The organism is Brachybacterium tyrofermentans, assembly GCF_014897585.1.
GTDB lineage: Bacteria > Actinomycetota > Actinomycetes > Actinomycetales > Dermabacteraceae > Brachybacterium > Brachybacterium tyrofermentans.
In genome coordinates this window covers 1-20637 of record NZ_JABUXW010000039.1, presented here as the reverse complement: position 1 = coordinate 20637, position 20637 = coordinate 1, and the positions used below count along the sequence as shown (strand labels likewise).

Sequence of the window (20637 nt, the reverse complement as noted above, 5' to 3'; positions counted from 1 at the left end):
AGTCCATGAGTACTGCACACGCCTTGCTGGGGCTGCTGGATCGGTCACCGGCCTACGGCTACTCCCTCAAGCAGGACTACGACCATCTCCTCGCCCCCGAGCGCCCGCTCGCCTTCGGTCAGGTCTATGCCTCACTGGCGCGTTTCGAGCGCCAGGGCTGGGCGGAGATCCTCACCGTGGAGACCGGAGCGGGGCCCGAGCGCAAGCTCTACGGCATCACGGCGGAGGGCGTCACCGAGCTCGACACCTGGATCTATACACCGCAGGCCACGGGCGCGTTCGCGGCCTCCACCCTGTTCTCCCGGATATCGATCGCTCTGCTCTCCGGCCGGGACGCCGAGGATGTCCTCAGCGCGCAACGCGAGAGCCACATGGTGCGCATGCGCGAGCTGACCTCGCGCCGTCGGGGTGCCGAGCCTGCGCTTCTGCTGCAGCTCGATTACGAGTTGACTCATCTCGATGCGGATCTGCGCTGGATCCAGGAGGCCGGTCAGCGCCTCGGTGCATTACGAGCGCAGTGGGAGAAGCCGGCCGACGGAACGACCGACGGACCAGCCGACGACGCCGGGGGCCGGCGATGACCGCCCCCTCCGACCACCGTGAGTGCCCCGCGACAGAGCCCGGAGCTGCGGCGGTCGTCGAGCTGGCCGGGGTCCACGTCTCCTACGGTGCCGATCCCGCGCTGCGCGGCATCGATCTGCAGATCGCTGCCGGGGAGCAGGTGGCCGTGATGGGCCCGTCGGGCTGCGGGAAGTCGACGCTGCTGCATGTGCTCGCCGGCGTCCTGGTTCCAGATGAGGGCTCGCTTCGGGTGCTCGGGGACGATCTCGGAGGTCTGCGGGACAAGGATCGTGCTCAGCTCCGGTTGGCGCGCATGGGGATGGTGTTCCAGTTCGGCGACCTGATCGGCGAGCTCACTCTGCGTGAGAATCTCTCCCTTCCGCTGCAGCTGCTAGGTGGCCGGCCGGCACAGATCCGTGTCGCTGTCGAGGCGATGCTCGAACGGCTCGGTCTGGGCGAGGTCGCGGACCGCCGGGCCGCCCAGGTCTCCGGTGGACAGGCGCAGCGCGCTGCGGTTGGCCGGGCGCTGGTCCACCAGCCGTCCCTGCTGCTGGCGGATGAACCGACCGGCGCTCTGGACACTGTCGCCGCGGACACCGTGATGGAGGCGCTGATGGAGACGGTCACGGAGCAGGGCACGACCTTGGTGGTCGTCACCCATGACAATCGGGTCGCCGCACACCTGGACCGTCTCGTGAGCATGCGTGATGGGGAGCTGGTGGGCTGAGATGCTGCCGTCCTTGCGCCTTGGTCTCACCCTCTCGCTGCGTGCCACCGACCATGGGCGCTTCCGCGCGCTCAGCGCCCTTCTCACCTCTCTCATGGGCTGTGCGCTGCTGGTCGTGGTGCTGTCCCTGCTGGATGCGGGAAGGCCGCGCAGTCTTGCCCCGGGAATTGCAGCCTCGGACGTGTTCGAGCTGATCCTGCCGGGGATCGTGGCCCTCGCGATCGGGCTGCCCGTGCTGGCCGCCGCAGCGGCGACCGGTCGCATGTCCGAGCAGGACAGGTCGCGGCGCATGGCCCGTCTGCACCTTCTCGGGATGCGCAGGCGAGATCAGGTGCTGATAGGAGTCGGGGAGAGTCTGCCTCCCGCACTCATCGGTGCCGTAGGAGGCATGGCGGTCGGGGCCCTGCTTGTGCCCTGGGCCGGCAAGATGCTGCTTGAGATGACTCCGTCACCGAGCGTCGCGCCGGCGGCGGTCATCGTCGCGTTCGCGGTGCCGCTGTGTCTGGTCGCCGGGGCTGCGACGTCGGCCCGTCGCACCCATGGGGAGGATCTTGAGCGCGCTCGCGGGGAGGTGGCCCGGCGCCCCGGCCTCTGGCGGGCGGCGATCCTGGTGATCGGTCTGGTGATGCTGATGCTCAGCTGGAGCCTGCCGCGACTGTCCAACGCCCCGCTCGTGGTCCTGTTCATCGGCGGCGCCGGGCTCGCTGCACTGGGCAGTCTCTTGCTTCCTGCTCTGCTCGTGCGGCGCAGTGCTGACGTGCTCGTGCGTGCCGGCACCCCGGTGACCGTCGTGGCAGGCCGGCGCCTGCAGTCCCAACCCGCTGTGCTCGGCAGAGTGCTCGGCGCCCTGGTGATCGGCGTCGTGGTGACGACGGCTGCACAAGGGCTTGTCAGTGTCCTCTCTGCCACCCCGATCTACCAGGCCGGACGCCACTACCGTGAGGTTGAGGCCGTCGCCGAGACACGGGTTCCGGATCAGGCCTCCGTCGCAGAGCTGGAGGATGCCGTGGAACGGGTCGGTGGGGCCCGGGAGGTCATCTACAACGCTCGGGGGCTCGTGGTCGCCGCGGGAAGCAGCCCGGGGGAGTTTTCCTTCTGGGCCCTGGTATCAACCTGCGAGGAGCTCCGCATACTCCGACCGGAGGTGGGGCAATGTCGAGATGATCGCGCTGCCTGGATCCCGGCGTCGCGGGATCTCGACCTTGGGACGCCGCCGCGAGGAACCGTGGACCTGTTCAGTGGAGAGTACGACGAGACCACCGGCGGGTACGGAGAACCCGTGCTGCAGCTCGACGTCTCCGAGAAGGATCTCGCCCGGGTGCCGGGAGTTCCGGCATGGCAGGAGACGGACCCAGCGCCGACCCTGTTCGTCCCGCGGGCACTGGTCACGCAGGAGCAGTTCTGGCAGTTCGGTCAGCTGGAAGCGACGATCACCGCTGATCCGCGTCCCGACCTGCCTGCGGAGCTGAATGCCGAAGGGATCGACGCCCACATCGGCTGGACGGCGGAGGACTTCGCCCCGTATCACGCCACGATCGACACCATCCGGCTGCTGAATCTCGTGGTCCTGGCCGTCGGACTGGGCGCCTTCCTGCTCGGCACGGCCGATCTGGCGATCGGACGCCGGCAGGAGCACGCCCGCCTTCGACTGCTCGGCACTCCTGTAGGCGCGCTGCGCCGTGCGCACTGGCTCGAGGTGGCACTGCCTCTGGTGGTCGGCGGGGGAGCGGCCCTGGCGATCGGGCATCTGGTGGCCGTCGCCTTCGTCGAGACCGGGAACCGCGGCATGGACCCGGGACTGACGACGCACCTCGGCCTGTCGAGCCTCACAGGGCCAATGCTGGCTGTGGTGGGCGGGTCGGTGGTCATCGCAGCGATCACTTCGCTCGGAATCGGTGCTCCGCTGCGACCGGACCACATCCGACGGGCGTGACCCGCGCGTCGCTCCGCCGGGGCACTGCGTCTGACCCGGGACGAATCAGCCGTCTTTCCCCTCGTGCCCTGGATTCTCCCGAGCGTCGACTGCGGCCTCGATGAGGGCGAACAGTCCGGCGTAGCCGATGCCCTGGCTCAGACCCACTGCGAGCCGCGGATGCCGTGCACCCCGATCCGTGAAGAACGCCTCCATGCGCCTGTCCGCCAGCACTCCGATGGCAGTGGCGCCGCCGGACACCGTCCCCGCCACGGCGGCGATGGCCGACCTCCGCAGGAGCGTCCGGAGGTCCTCGCCCTTCCGGGACGTCGCTGCGTCTCCCGCCGTCTCCGCTGGAACAGCCGGTGCGGCCTGTGCGTGGGCAGCCCACGGCATCCAGCCGTCGGGTGCGGCCGTGCGTGCTCTCGCGGCGGCCCGGAGGCCGAGGAACGTTCCCGCTGCGCCGAGGGCAGCGGACGCCGCAACGAGGGCCAGGGCTTGCCTGCCGTGCAGGCGCCCGACGGGGATGGCGCCGAAGGCTGAGGACGCCGCGGCATCGCGAGAGAACCGGGCCAGTGGGCGAAGAGACGCGAGGGAGAGGGTCGACATGGTCGTGACGCTAACAAGCAAGCGCCCCGGAGCGGACCCGACCTTCAGCGGTGCTCGGCGCACCGGAGCCCTACGTTGGTCGACGCACCAGCCATTGCCCATCCTGTTTGGTCATAGCCGACGTCGCAGATCTGTCATGAAACGGCGTACTCGGACCCTATGGTGCGGGGGAGTCTACGGTGCCGTAGCTGTCATTCAGGGTGGTGCTCAACATGACAGTTGTGCGCAGGTAGGGTGCCTTAAATCGGCCAAACGGCTTACCTGAAGACCCGTTGTACTGAGAGAGAGCACTTTTGAATGAGATATATCAACGCCACCGGGAGACTCCTGACGGTTGAACGCATTCCCCGCGACGAGGAGTCAGAGATCGGCGGAGCGGAAGTTGTCAAGGTGAATGGGGCCAGTGGGAGTCCCCTGCGTGTCAGGGTGAGTTGAGACCAGTGGTTCATAGCAAGTCCGCCTCCGCAGGGCGAGATCAGGATCAACAACCATGAGTAGTTCCATGCTTTCCGCAGTGCCGTCCGCGGTCGATGATGGAGTCATGAGCACTTCGCATCCCCGTGCCGGCGGGCCTCATCGTCGCACCTTCACCCCGCAGCAGAAGCTGGCCCATCTTGAGGCCTACGAGCAGGCCCGGGACCAGAACGAGGGCGGTGCTTACCTGCGCCGCGAGGGCTTGTATTCCTCGCTGATCACCGAGTGGCGTCGCCTGCGTGACGCCGGGGTGCTCGAGGGCAAGTCGGCCGGTCAGAGTGTTGGTCGGCCCAGCAAGGACCAGGCTGAGATCGCCCGGCTGCGTCGAGAGCTGGAGACGACCCAGCAGCGGCTGGGCCGGACCGAGGCGGCGCTGGAGATCATGGGAAAAGCACGCGCGCTCTTGGAAGACATCTCCGAGAGCGCGGACACCGAGACGAAGCGCAAGCGGCGCTGATGGACGCCTATGACCAGCTGACGATCTCGGGGACCAATACCCGGGCCGCGGCTGGCCTGACCGGGGTGCCCCGCGCGACGGCCCTGCGCCGCCGGTCCCGGACAGTGCCCACCCCGCTGGAAGCGAGGGAGCCGGCGAACCGTCTGACCTGCGCCGAGAGGGCCACGGTGCTGGCCGTGCTGACCAGTACCGAGTTCGTCGATTCCACTCCGATGCAGGTCTTCGCCACCCTGCTGGACCGCGGTGTCTACCTCTGTTCGGTCTCGAGCATGTATCGGATCCTGGCGGAGCACACGATGGTCAAAGAGCGCCGTCGCCAGGCCCGTCATCCTGCCCGGAAGATACCGGAACTGGTGGCCACGGGGCCGGGCCAGGTCTATACCTGGGACATCACGAAGCTGGCGGGGCCGGTCAAGGGCGTCTACTACGACGCCTACGTGATGATCGATATCTACTCCCGCTACATCGTCGGAGTCCACGTCCACGCCCGCGAAACAGGCCTGCTGGCCGAGGAGATGATGCGTGAAGTGTTCACTATCCACGGCATCCCGGACGTTGTCCACGCCGATCGGGGCACCTCGATGACCTCGAAGTCCGTCGCTACCCTGCTCAGCGATCTGGGAGTCGTGCGGTCGCACTCGCGGCCGAAGGTCTCCAATGACAATCCCTTCTCCGAGGCCTGGTTCAAGACGTTGAAGTACGCGCCGGTCTTCCCCGAACGGTTCACCTGCCTGGCCGCTGCGCGCGGGTTCCTCGACGAGTTTGTGACCTGGTACAACCACGAGCACCGCCACCAAGGACTCGGCCTGCACACCCCGGCAGACGTCCACTACGGCCTCGCCACCGCGAAGGCCACCGAGCGCGTCCGGGTCCTCGCTACGGCGCGTGCTGCGCACCCCGAGCGGTTCGGCACCGACCACACCCCCAAGGCCCTCGCCCTGCCCGAGGCCGCCTGGATCAACAAACCCCACCAACAAGAGCAGCACCAGCCCAACTACGAGATCGCCGCCTAACTCCCACTGGTCTCATCCACCTTGACAATTTCCGGTCAGGCGGCGGGTTCGTAGGTTGCCTGGTCTTCGGTCTGTTTGTTCTCGGTGGGTTTGTGGCTCTTCAGAGATGAGTGTGGGGTGAGGCGTCGAGTCCGCCAGCGATGAGGAGCATTCGGAGGCGGTAGTGCTCGAAGTTCCGGAACCCACGGGCAATACGGCGGCCGAGCTCGATGATCCCGTTTATGGCTTCCGTGCCGCCGTTGCTCGCGCCGTCGGTGTCGAAGTAGGCCAGGAACGCCGTCTTCCAGCGACGCAGCGTCTTCCCGAGCCTTGCGATCTCGGGAATCGGGCAGGACGGCAGAGTGTCGATGAGTTGCTCGGCGAGCCGACGTCCCTGGGCGGGTGTGGCCTGGTGGAACACGTCTCGGAGGTCCTGCGCGCACTGGTAGGCGACCTCGACTGCGACGTGATCGGGGTGAGCGGAGAATGCCCTGGCCAGGCGGTTCTGCTGGCGCGTGGTGAGGCGTTCACGCCCGGCGCGGAGGATGTGCCGGATCCCGAACAGAGGGTCGCCCTTGCGGCCGCGGTGGCCGAGAGTCTCTTGTTGAATTCGGCGGCGGACGTCATCGACCGCTGCGCCGGCGAGCTTGACGATGTGGAAGGCGTCCAGCACGCAGGTGGCGTCCTCGAGCTGGTCATCGATCGCGTTCTTGTATCCCTGGAACGGGTCCAGCGTCGCGATCTCGATCTCCTCCCGGAACCTCTCACCGCGTTGGCCCAACCAGTCGCGATAGACCGTCCCGGACCGACCTGGGACGAGGTCGAGCAGCCTCGCAGTGGGGTGGGTTCCTCGGGTCAGGTCCACCATCCCGGTGAGCGCTTTCGGCCCGCGCCGGCGCGGGTCACGGTGGTGCCAGATGTGCTCGTCCACGCCCAGGACCTGCACGCCCTCGAACCGCGACGGGTCTTCCGCGGCCCGGGCCAGGACGGGCTGGACCTGGGACCAGAGCGTGTTCCAGGTCGTGCTGAGCTGGCGGGCGAGGCCCTGGATCGTCGCTCCCTCACGGCGGAGCTGACCGATCGCCCAGCGGATCGCGCGCGTGCTCAGCAGGCCCCGCGGGGCGCAAACCTCCGGGTCCTGCTCGAGAAACGTGGCCACCTTGCAAACGTCCTCGAGGCAGACCCAGCGGCGCTTGCGCCAGCGGATCCGCACCGGCCGGCCCGCCCAAGGCGCATCGATCACCTCAACCGCGATCCGTCCGTGACCAGTGGCGATGACTCCGCAACCAGGACATCCCGTCACCGGGTCACAGGACTCGACCTCGAGGACCAGCCCGGCCCGGGCCTTCGAGACGGCCACCAGATGGAGGCCGGGGAAGTCCAGCAGAAGGTCGCATCGGTCGCAGCGATCGAGCGTGTCAGGGCATACGCAACTATGGTTGTGCATTGTCGAGGTCCTTGGTGCGAGCAGAGGTAAGAGTCCGCTCATCATCGAGGACCTCGACGTCTATCCCCAGCTACCCCGCACCACCGGCGCGCCCACACTCAACTCTGAAGAGCCGGGTTTGTTGATCCAGGCCGCGTCGAGCAGGGCGAGGATCTTCGGGGTGTGGTCGGTACCGAAGCGCTCGGGGTGGGCAGCGCGGGCCGCTGAGAGAACGTCGGTGCGGCCGGTGGCTTTCGCTGTCGCCAGGCCGTAGTGAACGTCGGCAGGGGTGTGCAGGCCCAGGCCCTGGTGGTGGTGCTCGTGGTTGTAGCGGTCCTTGAACTCGTCCATGAACGCCCGCGCATCGGCCAGGGATCCGAACCGGTCTGGGAAGACCGGCGCGTACTTCAACGTCTTGAACCACGCCTCGGAGTAGGGGTTGTCGTTGGAGACCTTCGGCCGTGAATGGGACCGGGAGACTTCCAGTTCGGAGAGCAGTGTGGCCACGGACTTTGAGGTCATCGAGGTGCCGCGGTCGGCGTGGACGACCTTCGGGATGCCGTGGATGCCGAACACTTCACGCATCATCTCCTTCGCCAGGGGGCCGGACTCGCGGGCGTGGACGTGGACGCCGACGAGGTAGCGGGAGTAGATATCGATCATCACGTAGGCGTCGTAGTAGACGCCCTTGGCCGGGCCGGGCAGCTTGGTGATGTCCCAGGTGTAGACCTGCCCGGGGCCGGTGGCCACCAGTTCGGGCACCACCCGGGCCGGGTGACGAGCCTGCCGGCGGCGCTCTGTGACCTGGGCGTTGTCCCGCAGGATGCGATACATCGTGGAGACCGAGCACAGGTAGACACCACGATCCAGCAACGTCGCGAACACCTGTATCGGGGTGGAGTCGACGAACTCGGAACTGTTGAGCACGGCCAGCCCGCTGGCTCGTTCGGCACAGTCCAGCCGGTTGGCCGGCGGGGCGTCCCGCGGCGCAGGCGGGAGCGGGCGGGCCGTGCGGCGAGCTGCTGTGGAGCGGGCGATACCAGTCAAGGCCGACGCGGCCCGGGTGGTAGTCCCTCCGACGATCAGATCGTCGTGGGCGCCCATCAGCGCTTGTTGCGCCTGGTCTCGGTATCCGCGCTCTTGGAGACGTCCTCCAAGAGCGCGCGTGCTTTTCCCATGATCTCCAGCGCGGTCTCGGTGCGATCCAGGCGCTCCTGAGTCTGGTCCAGCTCGCGGCGCAGCCGAGCGATCTCGGCCTGTTCCTTCGAGGGCCGACCCACCGTCTGGCCAGGCTGTTTTCCCTCAAGCACGCCGGCATCGCGCTGCCGGCGCCACTCGGTGATCAACGAGGAATACAGACCCTCCCGGCGCAGGTAGGCACCTCCTTGGCGTTGCGCGCTGGCCTCCTCGTATGCGGCGAGGTGGGCAAGCTTCTGCTCGGGGGTGAACGAGCGGCGCCGGGGCCCATCGGCTCGAGGATGCTGCGGGGAACTCATCGCTCCATCATCGACGCTCGACGACAAAACGGAAACGGGGGAACTGCTCATGGTGATCGATCCTGAACTCGCCCTGCGGAGGCGGACTTGCTATGAACCTCTGGCCTCAACTCACCCTGACACGCAGGGGAGTCCGTCTCGAACTCGTTCTCGGAGCGGAAGTTGTCAAGGTGAATGGGGCCAGTGGGAGTCAGGCGGCGGGTTCGTAGGTCGCCTGATCTTCGGTCTGTTTGTTCTCGGTGGGTTTGTTGATCCAGGCCGCGTCGGGCAGGGCTAGGATCTTCGGGGTGTGGTTGGTGCCGAAGGGGACCGCCGCACGGATAGGTGACATCTTGACCTGACCTATGGCTCGGTTTCCAGTTGACGTCGCTAGCCGATGGTCTTCATGGAAGGCTCACCGCATGCCCCGCCCGTACCCTCCAGAGTTCTGTGCCCGGGCCATCGCTCTGGTCCGCGAAGGCCGACAGGTCAAGCAGACCGCGCAGGCCCTCGGTGTCCACGAGGTCACCCTCCACACCTGGCTCCGACAGGACGACATCGACCACGGCCGCCGGTCTGGACTCAGCAGTCGCGAGTCTGCCGAACTCCGCGCGGCTCGCGGTCGCGTTCGGCAGCTCGAGCAGGAGATCGCGATCCTCCGCCGCGCTGCGACATGGCTCGACGAGGAGGGAGGAGTGGACCCAAAAGGGCGCACCCGGTGATCGACCGACTCGTCGACGCCGGAGCTCCAGTGCACACCTGCTGCCGCCTGCTGGGCGTCTCTCGCCAGGGCTACTACCGCTACCGGAAGCGTCCCACCAGCGCCACCGAGCTCCGCCGACGCTGGCTGACTGGACTGATCCGCGAGATCCACATCGCCTCTCGTGGCACCTACGGCTACCGCCGGATCCACGCAGAGCTCACCATGGGCATGAACATCCCCTGCTCGAGTCGACTCGTCTGGGTGCTGATGACCCGCGCGGGGATCGGAGGACTCCCTGGGCCGGCCCGCATCAAGCGCCTCAAGGGAGTCGCCACCGCAGACGACCTGGTGAACCGGAAATTCCATCGCCTCGAGCTCAACGAACTGTGGGTCACCGACATCACCGAGCACCCCACCCGAGAAGGCAAGGTCTACTGCGCCGCGGTCCTGGACGCCTGCAGCCGCAAAATCATCGGCTGGGCCATCGACTCCAAGCAGGACTCCACCCTGGTCGTCAACGCCCTGGACATGGCCATCCGAGCACGCCAGCCAGATCCTGGAGGGATCGTGCACGCAGACCACGGAGTCCAGTTCACCTCCTGGGTCTTCACGCAGAAGATCCGCTCCGCGGGCCTGCTGCCCTCGTTCGGGACCGTGGGAGACGGCCTGGACAATGCGATGATGGAATCGTTCTGGTCGAGCATGCAGATCGAGCTGCTGAACCGGAAGAAGTGGAATACCCGGATCGAACTCGCGAACGCGATCTTCGAGTACATCGAGGTGTTCTACAACCGCCGCCGCCGACACTCCTCACTCGAGTACGCGACACCGAACGACTACGACCTCGCCCGCACCCCGCAGGCACTCGCAACCACCGGAAGCTAGCGATCGAGAGTGGAAACCAGGCCATAGGTCAGGTCAAACTGTCACCTAAACGCGCGGCAGTCCTCCCCCAGATCCAACGCGTGCTGAGAATCAACGAAATCGACACCATCACCAACGACGTCATCGAAGCCGCCCAGAGCACCCTGGTCATCGGAGTCACCTGACCCGCTATACAGCGTCTGAAGAACCCCGCCGATTAACGAACGAAGTCACAGACAATGGCGTCGCCACGGTTGCGAGTAGGGTCCCCGCCGGGTATTTCGTGACAGATCTGTCCGTCGTGCAGCGCCAACCACCTCAACGTGGCATCAGGAGGGTCTGCCCTCGGCGAGCCGTGCGCCAGCGGCGCCAGGACGTGTGCTGGACTTGTCCCGCATCTTCTCTGCGGGTCGCCGTGATCGGGCCCCTGCATCCGTCAAGGTCGGCAGCCGTGTGGCAGTGCGAGATAGCGTGCCGACATGGCAGAGACGACACCGGTTATCCGTGAGGCGCGCGTCGATGATGAGGCGGAGCTGTGGCCGTTGGCCTCGGCCCTCGCCACCTCGTACGAGCCCACGCGCGAGCGCTTCCGGGCCGGCCTGCGCGGCATCACGGAGGATCCCCGCGCCGCGGTGCTCGTCGCGGAGCACGATGGGAGCCTCGTCGGCTACGTGCACGTACTCGTCCATGAGGCGTTCCATGCCGACGGGATGATCGGCTGGGTCGAGGAGCTGATGGTGGGGGAGGACCAGCGCGGCACCGGATGCGGCCGTGCGCTGATGGCTGCCGCCGAGCAGTGGGCCACGGAGAACTTCGACATCGCCTACCTCGCCGTCGCGACCCGCAGGGCCGAGGGCTTCTACCGTTCCATCGGGTACGACGAGTCCGCGACGTACTTCAAGAAGGCCTTCCGCTGATCCCGGGACAGTCCGTGTGCGGCGCTCGCCGGGAGGGCATCTCCGGGCACTGCGATACCTTGACCCTTCGACCCCCGTGACCCGGGCGGACTTCCCCCACGGATGGACCGACGAATGAATGGCCCTCAGATGAACCCGATCCTGCCCGACGGCTCCGAGCTCGACCGCTTCGAGGGAGCGCGTCGGTGAACCTCGTCTTCTTCGGCGCCGTCGTCGCCCTCGCCATCAGTCTGGTCGGCACCCGCTCCTACACCGCGCTCGCGCAGCGCAGGGGCTGGGCCCAGTTCGTCCGGGACGACGGCCCCACCAGCCACCATTCGAAGCGCGGCACCCCGCAGATGGGCGGTCTCGTGATCATCGGGGCCACGGTCGTCGCGTACGCCCTGGCGCACCTGGCCACCTGGAGCGCGCCGACGATCTCGGGGCTGCTGGTGCTGTTCCTGATGGCGGGGGTCGGGTTCATCGGCTTCCTCGACGACTGGACCAAGATCAGGCGCGAGCGGTCCCTCGGCCTGCGCTCCGGGCAGAAGCTCCTGGGCCAGATCGTCGTGGCGGTCGGCTTCGCCCTCCTGGCCACCCGGTTCCCCCGCGAGGGGATCACCCCGGCCAGTTTCCGCATCTCCTTCGTGCGCGATACCTGGGTGGACCTCGCCGTGCTCGGCACCGTCATCGGCCTGCTGCTGTTCGTCGCCTGGTCCGTCCTGATGATCACCGGGGCGAGCAACGGCGTGAACCTCACCGACGGTCTGGACGGCCAGGCGGCCGGTGCCTGCGTCATGGTGTTCGGGGCCTACGTGCTGATCGGTGTGTGGCAGTGGATCCACAACTGCCAACGGGTCACGTCGACCGGATGCTACGAGGTGCGCGACCCGCTGGACCTGGCGCTGGTGGCGGTGTGCATCATGTGCGCCTGCATCGGCTTCCTGTGGTGGAACACCTCCCCGGCGCGCCTCTTCATGGGGGACACCGGATCGCTCGCGCTCGGAGGCGCCCTGGCCGGCATGGCGATCATGACCCATACCGAGCTGCTCATGGTCATCCTCGGCGGGCTCTTCGTGTTCGAGACCATGTCGGTGATCCTGCAGGTCAGCTACTTCAAGCTCACCAAGCGCCGCAACGGCGGCGTGGGCAAGCGGCTCTTCCTGATCACCCCGATCCACCACCACTTCGAGATGCTCGGCTGGGAGCAGATCACGGTCTCGATCCGCTTCTGGATCATCTGTGGGATCTGCGTCGCGGCGGGCCTGGGCATCTTCTACGGGGAGTGGGTGCTCCTCGACGGGTGACGCGCTGTGCCGCCGCTCTCCCGAGGGCCGGGCCCCTCTCCCGCTCCCGTGCGAACGGGGATAGGTTTGCTCTGCACGGTGTGTACGCCCGTGCACTGCGGCGGATCCCGTCGCCCCGTCGTCGGCCCCGCCGCCCTGCCATCCCCTCGAGGAGCCCTCGTGCCCATCCCTCTGCGTCGCCGTCGCTGGGCGCTGTACGCGCTGTTCCTGCTGCCCGGCCTCAGCGTCTCCGCGTGGGTGACCCGCACCCCCGTGGTCCGCGATCTGCTGGAGGTCTCCACCGCGCAGATGGGCATGGTGCTTTTCGGTCTGTCCGTCGGCTCGATGATCGGGATCCTCTCCTCCGGACCGCTCGTGATGCGGTGGGGCACCCGCCCCGTCGTCCTGGTCGGATCGTCGCTGATCGTGCTGGCCATGCCCACGATCGGACTCGGAGCCATGGCCGGGCTGCCCGTGCTGGTCGCGCTCGGGCTGGCCTTGTTCGGCGCCGGCATGGGCGGCGGCGAGGTCGCCATGAACATCGAGGGGGCCGACGTCGAACGGATCGGTGGGCGCCCCTTCCTCCCCGCCCTGCATGGGTGCTTCAGCCTCGGCACCGTGATCGGTGCGGGTCTCGGCATCCTCGCCAACGCGGTCCGGTTCCCCGTCGCCGCGCACCTATCGCTGACCGGAGCGCTCGGCGCTGTGCTGCTGATCTGGGCCCTGCGCTCGATCCCCGCCGGCACCGGCCTCGTCTCCTCCCAGCAGCGCACGGAGCAGGCCGCGACGCCCGGCCCCGCGATCTGGAAGGACACCCGACTGCTGTTCATCGGCGGCATCGTGCTGGCCATGGCGCTCGCCGAGGGCACCGCCACCGACTGGCTGCCGCTGGTCATGGTCGACGGCCACGGCTTCGGGGCGACCATGGGCGCGAGCGTCTTCGCCCTCTTCGCGGCATCCATGACGGTGGGCCGCTTCGCCGGCGGACCGATCGTGGCCCGGGCCGGCCGCGCCCGCGTGCTCATGGTCAGCGCGCTGTTCGCCGCGGCGGGCCTCGCGCTGATCTCGTTCGTCGACAGCCAGGGCGTGGCCGTTGCCGCCGTGATCCTGTGGGGCCTCGGCGCTTCGCTGGGCTTCCCGCTCGCGCTCTCGGCAGCAGGCGACTCAGGAGCCAACCCGGCCGGACGCGTGGCCCTGGCCTCGACCATCGGGTACCTGGCGTTCCTCGTCGGCCCGCCCACGCTGGGCTTCCTCGGCGAGCACATCGGGCTGCGTCTCGCCCTCGTGGTGCCGCTCGCGGTGGTGCTCGTGGCCGTGTTCCTGGCCCCCTCGACCGCTCCGCGCTCCATCCCCGACGAGGACCGGTCCGAGGAGTTCGAACCCGTTCGCTGAGCGGGGTGTGTGCAGCGCGGGCGGTCTGGAAACGCATTGCGTACATCTTGTACAAGTTGTACGCTTACGTCATGAACAGCGTGAGCATGTCCGAGTTCCGTGCCCGGCAGAGCGACCTCATCGCCTCCACCCATCGCGAGCCCCTCGTCATCACCTCCCGGGGTGCGCAGCGTCGGGCCGTAGTGGTCTCCCCGGAATTCTTCGACCGCGCGATCGAAGCGCTCGAGGACCAGATCGACGCACAGGCGGCGAACGAGGCTCGTGAGAGTGATGAGCCGCGGGTCTCCCATCGTGAACTGATGGCTGAGCTTGGACTCTGAGCAGTCCGGCTCAGACAGTTTTCCCGTGCTGCCTGCAGCGGACCGGATCGACTACAGCAACAACGCTGCGAAGGCTCTGCGGAAGATCCAGCCGCAGAAGCAGCGGAAGCGCATCGTAGAAGCGATCGAAGCACTCGTCGAGGATCCCCGTCCTGAAGGATGTACGAAGCTCACTGATGGTGGGGGCGCCTACCGAATCCGTGTCGGGGACTATCGAATCGTCTACGAGATTCTGGACGGGAAGATCTCGATCCAGGTTGTGCGCATAGGGCACCGCAGAGAGGTCTATCGCTGACGAACGGCGGAGGACGTCGAATCGCGCGACACCGTGGAAAGAAGTCGCGCGGCAGCAGACAGTCGTGATCCGATGGGTGCATGAGAACCGTGCAGATCACCGACGTCGATCCGACCCGCGCGGAGGATCTCCTTGCCTGGAACGCCCTGCTGAGGGACGGGTTCAACGCCGGGCGCGAGGCCGCCTGGTGGGCGAGCGACGAAGCCGTGCTGGCGCAGTACGGCGACCCGAAGCCGGAACGGACGTCCGTGCTGCTGGTCGCGACGCTGGACGGACGGCCCGTCGGCGCTGCGAGCGCGAGCGCGGACCCCGGGGAGCCCGCCGAGGTGGAGATCTCCGTGCTGCCCGACGCCCGCCGTCAGGGCGTGGGCACTGCCCTCGCCGAGGCGGTGAGGGCTCGGTTGCGCGGCGTGGCCGAGATCGTCCAGGCCGAGACGTACTCCGAGGCCGGAAAGGGTTTCGCGACCGAGCTCGGGCTGCGTGTCGGGAACCAGGAGCATCGGCTCCTGCTCGACCTTCCCATAGACCTGGAGGTGCTGCGTGCGCAGCACCCGGCACCGTCTGAGGTGGAGGTGCGGTCGTGGACCGGTGCCTGCCCGGACGACGTGCTCGAGGACTGGGCGCGCCTGACCACGCAGATGGAAGAGGACGTGCCGATGGGCGACCTCACCCGTCCCGCCTCCCGCGGCGACGTGGACTCCGTGCGCCGCGGGGAGCAGCGGATGGCGGACCAGGGCTGGATCCTGGTGCGCAGCCTCGCCCGGCTCGACGGCGTGAGCGTGGGCTACACGGAGATCTTCGTCAGCCGCCACGACCCCGAGATCATCACGCAGGACGACACCCTCGTGGATCGCGACCATCGCGGCCACGGCGTGGGACGGGCTCTCAAGCTCGCCAACCTCGAGAACCTGATGACGCTCGAGGAGGCCGGGCGGGCCCGCTGGGTGCAGACCTATACGGCGCTGGACAATGCCGCGATGCTCGCGCTGAACCGCGCGTTCGGCTTCCACACCGCCGATCAGCTGACGATCCTCGAGGGGCCCGTCGGCTGATCGGCCCGGAGTTGGCCGTCAGGCGAAGAGCTCCAGCAGGCGCCGGCACTTCGGCGGGTCCCGGGTCAGGCCGTGCTCCAGTCCCCACAGCAGGTAGGACAGGGAGCGCACGAGCACCCAGTCCCGTGCCCGCCCTGGCGGGATCTGCGCCGCCTCGACGAAGGCGCCCAGCGCCCCGCGGACGTCCTCATCGGCCGGCAGCTCGTCCAGGCGCGACCACAGCACGCGGCCGACGTCGTACTCGCGGTCCCCGCGCAGCAGCACCGGGTCCACGACCGTCCACCGATGCCGTGTCCCGGCGAGGACCTGCTGGTCGTGGAGGTCCCCGTCGACCGAGCCGTGCCCGGGATCGTCGGCGGCGCGTCGGCCCGCGGCGGCGATCCCAGCCTCCAGGAGCGTGCGCGGAACGGGCTCACCCAGGGCCTCCCAGCGGGCGGTGGCCGCGCGGGCCTCGTCGGCGGCGATCTCGCCCGTGCTCGGTACCGTCTCCGGGGCCGGGACGGCGAGAGTGCGGGTGAGGGTGCCGAGCACGGCGGCGGAGCGCTGCGGGGTCTGCGCCGACAGGGAGCGGGAGGGGTCCAGGCGTTCGAGCAGCATCACGCCCGCCGCCTCGTCGCTGTCGAGCAGCTCCACGACCCCGCGGCCGTCCCAGTGCCGCAGCGCCGCGCACTCGAGAGCCAGATCGTCCCCGGGAGGGGAGAGCCGCAGCGCTGCCCCGAGCGTTCCCTGACGCACGGGGACGACCAGGGCGTTCGAGCCGTGCACGGGGTCTCCGTCGACCTCCAGGCCCCAGTCCTCGCACCGTCGGGCGACCAGCGCGGGCAGCCGGTCCAGCCACGCCCGTCCGGGCTCGTCGTGCCACCAGCGCGGCATCCGACGGAACGAGGAGGGCGCGGTGATCATGAGGTCATCCTGCCGTGGCCGGCGAGACGCAGCAGGTAACGCTGCTCGGGGAGGCTGTGCGTGCCCTCGGCCGCGCGCAGGAACGCCTCCCTCGCCTCGGCCTCCCGGCCCAGCCGGGCCAGGAGGTGCCCGGTGACCGCCTGGTGGCGGTGGCTCTGCTCAGGGCTCCGGGCCAGCAGATCGAGACCGGCCTGCGGCCCCGCCACCTCGGCCGTCGCGACCGCGAGGCCGAGCGCGACCGACGGGGTCGGGTCGACGCGCTCGAGCATCCGGTAGAGCTCGAGGATCTGCGGCCAGTCCGTCGCGGCGAACGACGGGGCCTCCGCGTGCACCGCGGCGATCGCGGCCTGCAGCTGGAACGCGCCGACGTATCCGGTGCTCAGCGTCGGAATGAGCAGCGCGATGCCCTCCGCGATCAGGTCCTGGTCCCAGAGCAGGCGATCCTGCTCCGGGAGCGGCACGATCTCCCCGGCCGCGTCGAGGCGGGCGGGTGAGCGGGCGTGGGTAAGCAGGAGAAGTGCCAGCAGACCCGCGCTCTCCGGTTCCGACGGCCGCGCACGATGCACCTCCCGGGCCAGCCGCACGGCGCTCTCCCCGAGCAGCGGATCTGCCCCGCGCACCCGCTCGGCCAGGGAGTGGTCCTGCGTGTAGATCGCGGCCACGGTATGGCGCACGGCATGGAGCCGGCACGGGAGCTCGGCCGGAGTGGGAGGGGAGAAGATCGCCCCGTGGGCGCGCAGGGTGGCCTTGGCGCGGCTGATCCGCTGCGCCATGGTCGGTTCGGGCACGAAGAAGCAGGTCGCGATCTCCGCGGTCGTGAGACCGGCGACCGCTCGCAGGGTGAGCGCCACCTGCGAGGGCGCGGTCAGGGCGGGGTGCGCGCAGAGCGTCATCAGGGTCAGGGTGTCGTCCCCGTCGTCCCCGTCGTCCCTGTTGCCGCTGTCGTCCTCGGGTAGGTTCTGGTCTCCGAGGTCGCGGACCTCGAGCCGGGCGGCGCGTGCCTCCCGGTCCCGCCGGGAGGCGTCGGCCCGGATGATGTCGACCAGGCGCCGGGAGGCGACCCGGTGCAGCCACGCGCGTGGGGTCGTCGGCAGGCCGTCGCGCGGCCACTGCTCGGCGGCGGCGAGGAGCGCGAGCTGAACGGCGTCCTCGCAGTCCGCGAGATCCCGATGACGGCGCAGCAGCGCGGCGAGGACGTGCGGCGCCTCATCGCGCCACACGTCCTTCCACGCGTCGGCCTCCGCCGTCAGGTCGGCCATGCGTTCAGGACCCGTCGGGCCCTAGCTCATCACCGGGCGCAGCTCGATCGTCTCGCCGCGCGCTCCGAAGAGGTTCGCGATCTCCTCGGCGCGCTCGAGGGTGTCGACATCGATGACGAAGAACCCCGCCAGATGTTCCCTGCCCTCGGCATAGGGGCCGTCGATCGCGACCTTCTGCCCGTCCTTCCACCGGAACAGGCGGGAGGCCGACGGGGCGCCGAGCGCCTCGGCGTGCACGAGCTCTCCGCGGTCCATGACCTCGGCGAAACCCTCGTCGAACGCCTTTCCGCCGGCATCGCGCTCCTCCTGGGGGAGGGCCTGGTGCTCGGGCAGATAGTCCGCGGTGGGGTGGCCCCAGGGCTGCGGGTTCGAGTGGATGAGGATGACGTACTTCATGACTGCTCCTTCGAAGAGGGGTCGAGAGGAGTCGCCGTGCGGCGTCTCCGTCCTGTGGTCGGAACAGATCCGGGGTTCTCGACATGTCCGGGGCGACGGGGTTGCGGACAGGCTGACGCCGGCACCTTCCGGTCGGCCGACGACGCCCCAGCATGTTGTCTACCTGCCGGGGAGATCAACCACGGGCACGGAGGTCGAGGGGTGTGCCTGCTGGACCCCTCCGGGCACTACCTGGAGCTGATCACCCGCGCATACCTCTGAGCTCAGGCCTGCTCGGCAGCGCTGATGTTGACCTGCCAGATGATCCCGAACCGGTCGGTGAAGGTGCCGTAGACGTCGCCCCACATCTGCTTCTCGAGCGGCATCGTGATCGTGCCGCCCTCGGAGAGGCGCTCGAACGCGCTGCGCAGCAGGGTCTCGTCGTCTCCCATGAGGGACAGGGACACATTGTTGCCCGGGACGAAGCCCTCGGGGCTCATGCCCTCGACGTGGTCGGAGACGTACAGGCGGATCAGGTCGGTGACCTCGAGGGACCCGTGCATGATCTTGTCGGCGTTCGGGTCGCTCTCGGGGACGGCGTGGAACTCGCCGAAGGTGGCGAACTGCGGGATCGCCCCGAGGGCCTGGCCGTAGAACTCGAAGGCCTCGCGTGAGGTTCCGGGGAAGTTCAGGTAGGGGTGCAGGGCTGCGGGCATGGCGTCCTCCTCGACGTCGGCGCGGGCAGGATGCCGGGCGCTCTGGAGTGAGCGTAGGCCCCCGGGCCGACGAGTGGAACAGCCGGGGTGCAGGAGGCCCCGGGTGCAGAAGCGCGGAGGTGCAGGAGCATCAGCCGCCGAACAGGGCCCCGAGGTCGAGGCTCCAGAGCGCCGCACCGACCCCTGTCGCGAGGAGCAGGCCCACGCCGATGATCCAGCCGATCATCGCGAGGAGGTTCAGGAGGATCCCCCAGGCGGCGCGGCCGCGGGCGAACGGCTCGCTGCCGCGGGACATGAACCCGAGGATGAGGCCCAGCACGGGGGCGATCAGCGTCCATCCGGCCAGGAGGGAGAGGACCCCGAGCAGCAGGCTGGCGGTGCCCTTGCCGGTTCCGTGAGGGGTGATCGTGCCGTAGGTGGTCAAGGCGATCCCTTCGTTCCGAGGCGGTCCCGCGCGGTGTCCCGGGCAGGTGAACTCAGCGTAGGAACGGGGTGGGGGCCGACGGATCCGTCCGCGGGATGGCCAGGGTCCGACCGGGGGTGGACATCGATGGCTGACGCTGGGCGTGGTCTGGAGCCGTCAGGACTCGGCGCCGGGTTCCCCGAGCTGTGCGATCAGGCCGTCGAGGGTGGAGTCGTCGACGTCACGGAAGCGACCCGCCGCGACGTCGGCCCAGCCTCTGTCGGCAGCTGCACGAAGCGCGGCAAGGCGTGCCGCGTCTTCTGCATCCCGTTGCTCGAGCAGGCGAAGGCCGGCACGGAGGACCTCGCTGGCGTTCTGATATCGCCCTGAGGTCACAAGGGAGTTCACGAGCTCGTGCTGATGGTCGCTGAGGACGACATTCCGAGTTGCCATGGCGTTTCCTTCCGTTGGCACTTTATGCCAATCATCTCTCCTGGGGACCACTTGCGCCAGTGCACGTCCAGTGCCCGTTCTGGCTTCGATCGCCGCGGGAGTCAGGCGGCCAGTTCAGGAGAGCTTCCAGGAGGACAGTTTCAGGCGCCGCCGTATCGTGAAGCCATGGCAGACAGGGCGCACACGGTGGTCGAACTCGTTCCGTACGACAGAGACTGGCCGGAGAGGTTTTCCGTGAGCGCCGCCGAGATTGCAGCAGTGCTGCATGGTGCCCGCATCGAGCCCGTCGGCTCGGCGACGCTCGAGGAGTACCTGGTGTTCAGGGACTTCCTGCGCGCTGTGCCAGCAGCAGCTGATCGCTACGAGTCGGCAAAACATTCCCTCGCGCGGGAGCATCGGGAGCGTCGCTCTCTGTACGTCGACCTGAAGCAGGACGTTGTCGACGGGCTCATGCTCGAGGCGAGAGCTTGGCGTCGACGGTCCCGATATCGGTGAAGAGTTCTGGTCTCCGTCCTCGATGTCTGGTGCTGGCCGAGATCAGGAATCCGCGAACCAGATCCACCAGATCTCCGGGCCATAGCCTGTCTCTATGCGCAGATGGCAGATCGACTCCCTTGCCGAGCTCTGCAGAGGACTCCCGGACGCCGAGGTGACTCCGTATGGCTCAGTGGTCGAGCCCGACTCCCTGGACTCGTGGAGCGATCTCGATGTCGCCGTCCGCACCACCTCGGTCGTGGATCTCGGCTCGGTGCTGGGCGCTCGGATCTGGGCGTCCCAGACGGCGCGGGACGCGGACAGGCAGGTGATCCGCCTCGTGCTCGAGGACGGTCGACGGATCGACCTCACGATCACCGGTGCCGAGGCGGACGTCCCGGCCCCGGCCTCCGACAACGAGGTCCGGTTCGACGCGGCCCTCGCCGCCGCGCGGTTCGGACGCGGAAACGACCTGATCGGTCTCCACCTGGTCCTCGGGATTCTCCGCGAGTCCCTCGTGCACCGGATGGTCGCTGCTGATCGCCGGGAAGGACGAACGGGGCCTACCCCCGGTTCGTGGACACGGGGGTGTTTACGCTGCGAGCGCTAGCTT

General features: G+C 68.4%; 23 protein-coding genes and 1 pseudogene. 14 read left to right on the top strand and 10 right to left on the bottom strand.

Going from position 1 to position 20637, the window contains the following annotated elements; genetic code table 11:
- Positions 1–5: 5 nt before the first annotated feature.
- The 3 genes from INT49_RS19165 to INT49_RS19155 are packed head-to-tail and all read left to right on the top strand — an operon-like array spanning position 6 to position 3221.
- Positions 6–581: a PadR family transcriptional regulator gene (locus INT49_RS19165; protein ID WP_193119350.1), complete on the top strand. Its 576-nt coding sequence runs from the start codon at positions 6–8 to the stop codon at positions 579–581.
- Positions 578–1288, top strand: a complete 711-nt coding sequence (locus INT49_RS19160) for an ABC transporter ATP-binding protein (protein ID WP_193119349.1) — start codon at positions 578–580, stop codon at positions 1286–1288. The genes INT49_RS19165 and INT49_RS19160 overlap by 4 nt, the downstream gene beginning before the upstream one ends.
- Before the next feature lies 1 nt (position 1289).
- Positions 1290–3221, top strand: coding sequence for an FtsX-like permease family protein (locus INT49_RS19155; RefSeq protein WP_193119348.1), 1932 nt, complete (start codon positions 1290–1292; stop codon positions 3219–3221).
- A 45-nt stretch (positions 3222–3266) separates the two neighbouring features.
- On the opposite strand, the gene INT49_RS19150 is transcribed toward INT49_RS19155, so the two are convergent.
- Positions 3267–3809, bottom strand: a complete 543-nt coding sequence (locus INT49_RS19150) for a hypothetical protein (RefSeq protein WP_193119347.1) — start codon at positions 3807–3809, stop codon at positions 3267–3269.
- Between the two features lie 541 nt (positions 3810–4350).
- On the opposite strand from INT49_RS19150, the gene INT49_RS19145 reads away from it, so the two are divergent.
- Positions 4351–5753, top strand: a protein-coding gene (locus INT49_RS19145; RefSeq protein WP_377802274.1) for an IS3 family transposase whose coding sequence is annotated in 2 segments (ribosomal slippage) — positions 4351–4708 and positions 4708–5753 — 1404 coding nt in all. Because the reading frame shifts where the segments join, the coding sequence is not laid out codon by codon here.
- Positions 5754–5853: 100 nt separating this feature from the next.
- Here the strand turns inward: INT49_RS19145 and INT49_RS19140 are convergent.
- The 3 genes from INT49_RS19140 to INT49_RS19130 all read right to left on the bottom strand — a co-directional run bounded on the left by INT49_RS19140 (position 5854) and on the right by INT49_RS19130 (position 8985).
- Positions 5854–7179 carry an ISL3 family transposase gene (locus tag INT49_RS19140; RefSeq protein WP_096166782.1) on the bottom strand — a complete coding sequence of 442 codons (1326 nt, stop codon included), beginning with the start codon at positions 7177–7179 and terminating at the stop codon, positions 5854–5856.
- A 60-nt stretch (positions 7180–7239) separates the two neighbouring features.
- A protein-coding gene (locus INT49_RS19135; protein ID WP_193119346.1) for an IS3 family transposase occupies positions 7240–8654 on the bottom strand; the annotation gives its coding sequence in 2 pieces (ribosomal slippage) (positions 7240–8309 and positions 8309–8654; 1416 coding nt in all).
- Positions 8655–8844: 190 nt separating this feature from the next.
- Entirely contained in the window at positions 8845–8985 is a 141-nt protein-coding gene (locus INT49_RS19130; RefSeq protein ID WP_193119345.1) for a hypothetical protein, read from the bottom strand.
- 70 nt (positions 8986–9055) lie between these two features.
- On the opposite strand from INT49_RS19130, the gene INT49_RS19125 reads away from it, so the two are divergent.
- The 8 genes and pseudogenes from INT49_RS19125 to INT49_RS19095 all read left to right on the top strand — a co-directional run bounded on the left by INT49_RS19125 (position 9056) and on the right by INT49_RS19095 (position 15441).
- Positions 9056–10221, top strand: a protein-coding gene (locus INT49_RS19125) for an IS3 family transposase (RefSeq protein ID WP_193119344.1) whose coding sequence is annotated in 2 segments (ribosomal slippage) — positions 9056–9332 and positions 9332–10221 — 1167 coding nt in all. Because the reading frame shifts where the segments join, the coding sequence is not laid out codon by codon here.
- Between the two features lie 59 nt (positions 10222–10280).
- Positions 10281–10385, top strand: a pseudogene (locus tag INT49_RS21325) (AAA family ATPase); the annotation flags it as partial.
- 294 nt (positions 10386–10679) lie between these two features.
- Positions 10680–11117 (top strand): GNAT family N-acetyltransferase, encoded by a 438-nt coding sequence (locus tag INT49_RS19120; RefSeq protein WP_193119343.1) that lies wholly within the window; start codon positions 10680–10682, stop codon positions 11115–11117.
- Positions 11118–11302: 185 nt separating this feature from the next.
- Positions 11303–12403 (top strand): phospho-N-acetylmuramoyl-pentapeptide-transferase, encoded by a 1101-nt coding sequence (gene mraY / locus INT49_RS19115; protein WP_193119342.1) that lies wholly within the window; start codon positions 11303–11305, stop codon positions 12401–12403.
- 159 nt (positions 12404–12562) lie between these two features.
- Complete coding sequence (locus INT49_RS19110; protein ID WP_193119341.1) at positions 12563–13774, top strand: MFS transporter; 1212 nt, start codon at positions 12563–12565, stop codon at positions 13772–13774.
- A 71-nt stretch (positions 13775–13845) separates the two neighbouring features.
- The gene (locus tag INT49_RS19105; protein WP_193119340.1) at positions 13846–14094 is read left to right on the top strand and encodes a type II toxin-antitoxin system prevent-host-death family antitoxin; all 249 of its coding nucleotides are present in this window, start codon (positions 13846–13848) and stop codon (positions 14092–14094) included.
- A gap of 25 nt (positions 14095–14119) precedes the next feature.
- Positions 14120–14389 carry a type II toxin-antitoxin system RelE family toxin gene (locus INT49_RS19100; RefSeq protein ID WP_319021707.1) on the top strand — a complete coding sequence of 90 codons (270 nt, stop codon included), beginning with the start codon at positions 14120–14122 and terminating at the stop codon, positions 14387–14389.
- Positions 14390–14469: 80 nt separating this feature from the next.
- Positions 14470–15441, top strand: coding sequence for a GNAT family N-acetyltransferase (locus tag INT49_RS19095; protein ID WP_193119339.1), 972 nt, complete (start codon positions 14470–14472; stop codon positions 15439–15441).
- Between the two features lie 18 nt (positions 15442–15459).
- Here the strand turns inward: INT49_RS19095 and INT49_RS19090 are convergent, their stop codons facing one another.
- The 6 genes from INT49_RS19090 to INT49_RS19065 all read right to left on the bottom strand — a co-directional run bounded on the left by INT49_RS19090 (position 15460) and on the right by INT49_RS19065 (position 19550).
- Positions 15460–16344 carry an aminoglycoside phosphotransferase family protein gene (locus tag INT49_RS19090; RefSeq protein ID WP_193119338.1) on the bottom strand — a complete coding sequence of 295 codons (885 nt, stop codon included), beginning with the start codon at positions 16342–16344 and terminating at the stop codon, positions 15460–15462.
- The gene (locus tag INT49_RS19085) at positions 16341–17603 is read right to left on the bottom strand and encodes an RNA polymerase sigma factor (protein WP_193119337.1); all 1263 of its coding nucleotides are present in this window, start codon (positions 17601–17603) and stop codon (positions 16341–16343) included. Before INT49_RS19085 ends, INT49_RS19090 begins: the two co-directional genes overlap by 4 nt.
- A 21-nt stretch (positions 17604–17624) precedes the next feature.
- The gene (locus INT49_RS19080; RefSeq protein ID WP_193119336.1) at positions 17625–17999 is read right to left on the bottom strand and encodes a YciI family protein; all 375 of its coding nucleotides are present in this window, start codon (positions 17997–17999) and stop codon (positions 17625–17627) included.
- Between the two features lie 263 nt (positions 18000–18262).
- On the bottom strand, positions 18263–18694 hold the full coding sequence (locus INT49_RS19075; protein WP_193119335.1) for a VOC family protein: 432 nt from the start codon (positions 18692–18694) through the stop codon (positions 18263–18265).
- 130 nt (positions 18695–18824) lie between these two features.
- The gene (locus INT49_RS19070; RefSeq protein WP_193119334.1) at positions 18825–19118 is read right to left on the bottom strand and encodes a hypothetical protein; all 294 of its coding nucleotides are present in this window, start codon (positions 19116–19118) and stop codon (positions 18825–18827) included.
- A gap of 156 nt (positions 19119–19274) precedes the next feature.
- Entirely contained in the window at positions 19275–19550 is a 276-nt protein-coding gene (locus INT49_RS19065) for a type II toxin-antitoxin system ParD family antitoxin (RefSeq protein WP_193119333.1), read from the bottom strand.
- A gap of 234 nt (positions 19551–19784) precedes the next feature.
- On the opposite strand from INT49_RS19065, the gene INT49_RS19060 reads away from it, so the two are divergent.
- Entirely contained in the window at positions 19785–20045 is a 261-nt protein-coding gene (locus INT49_RS19060; RefSeq protein ID WP_193119332.1) for a GrpB family protein, read from the top strand.
- Between the two features lie 94 nt (positions 20046–20139).
- Positions 20140–20634, top strand: a complete 495-nt coding sequence (locus tag INT49_RS19055; RefSeq protein ID WP_193119331.1) for a hypothetical protein — start codon at positions 20140–20142, stop codon at positions 20632–20634.
- Positions 20635–20637: the final 3 nt, after the last annotated feature.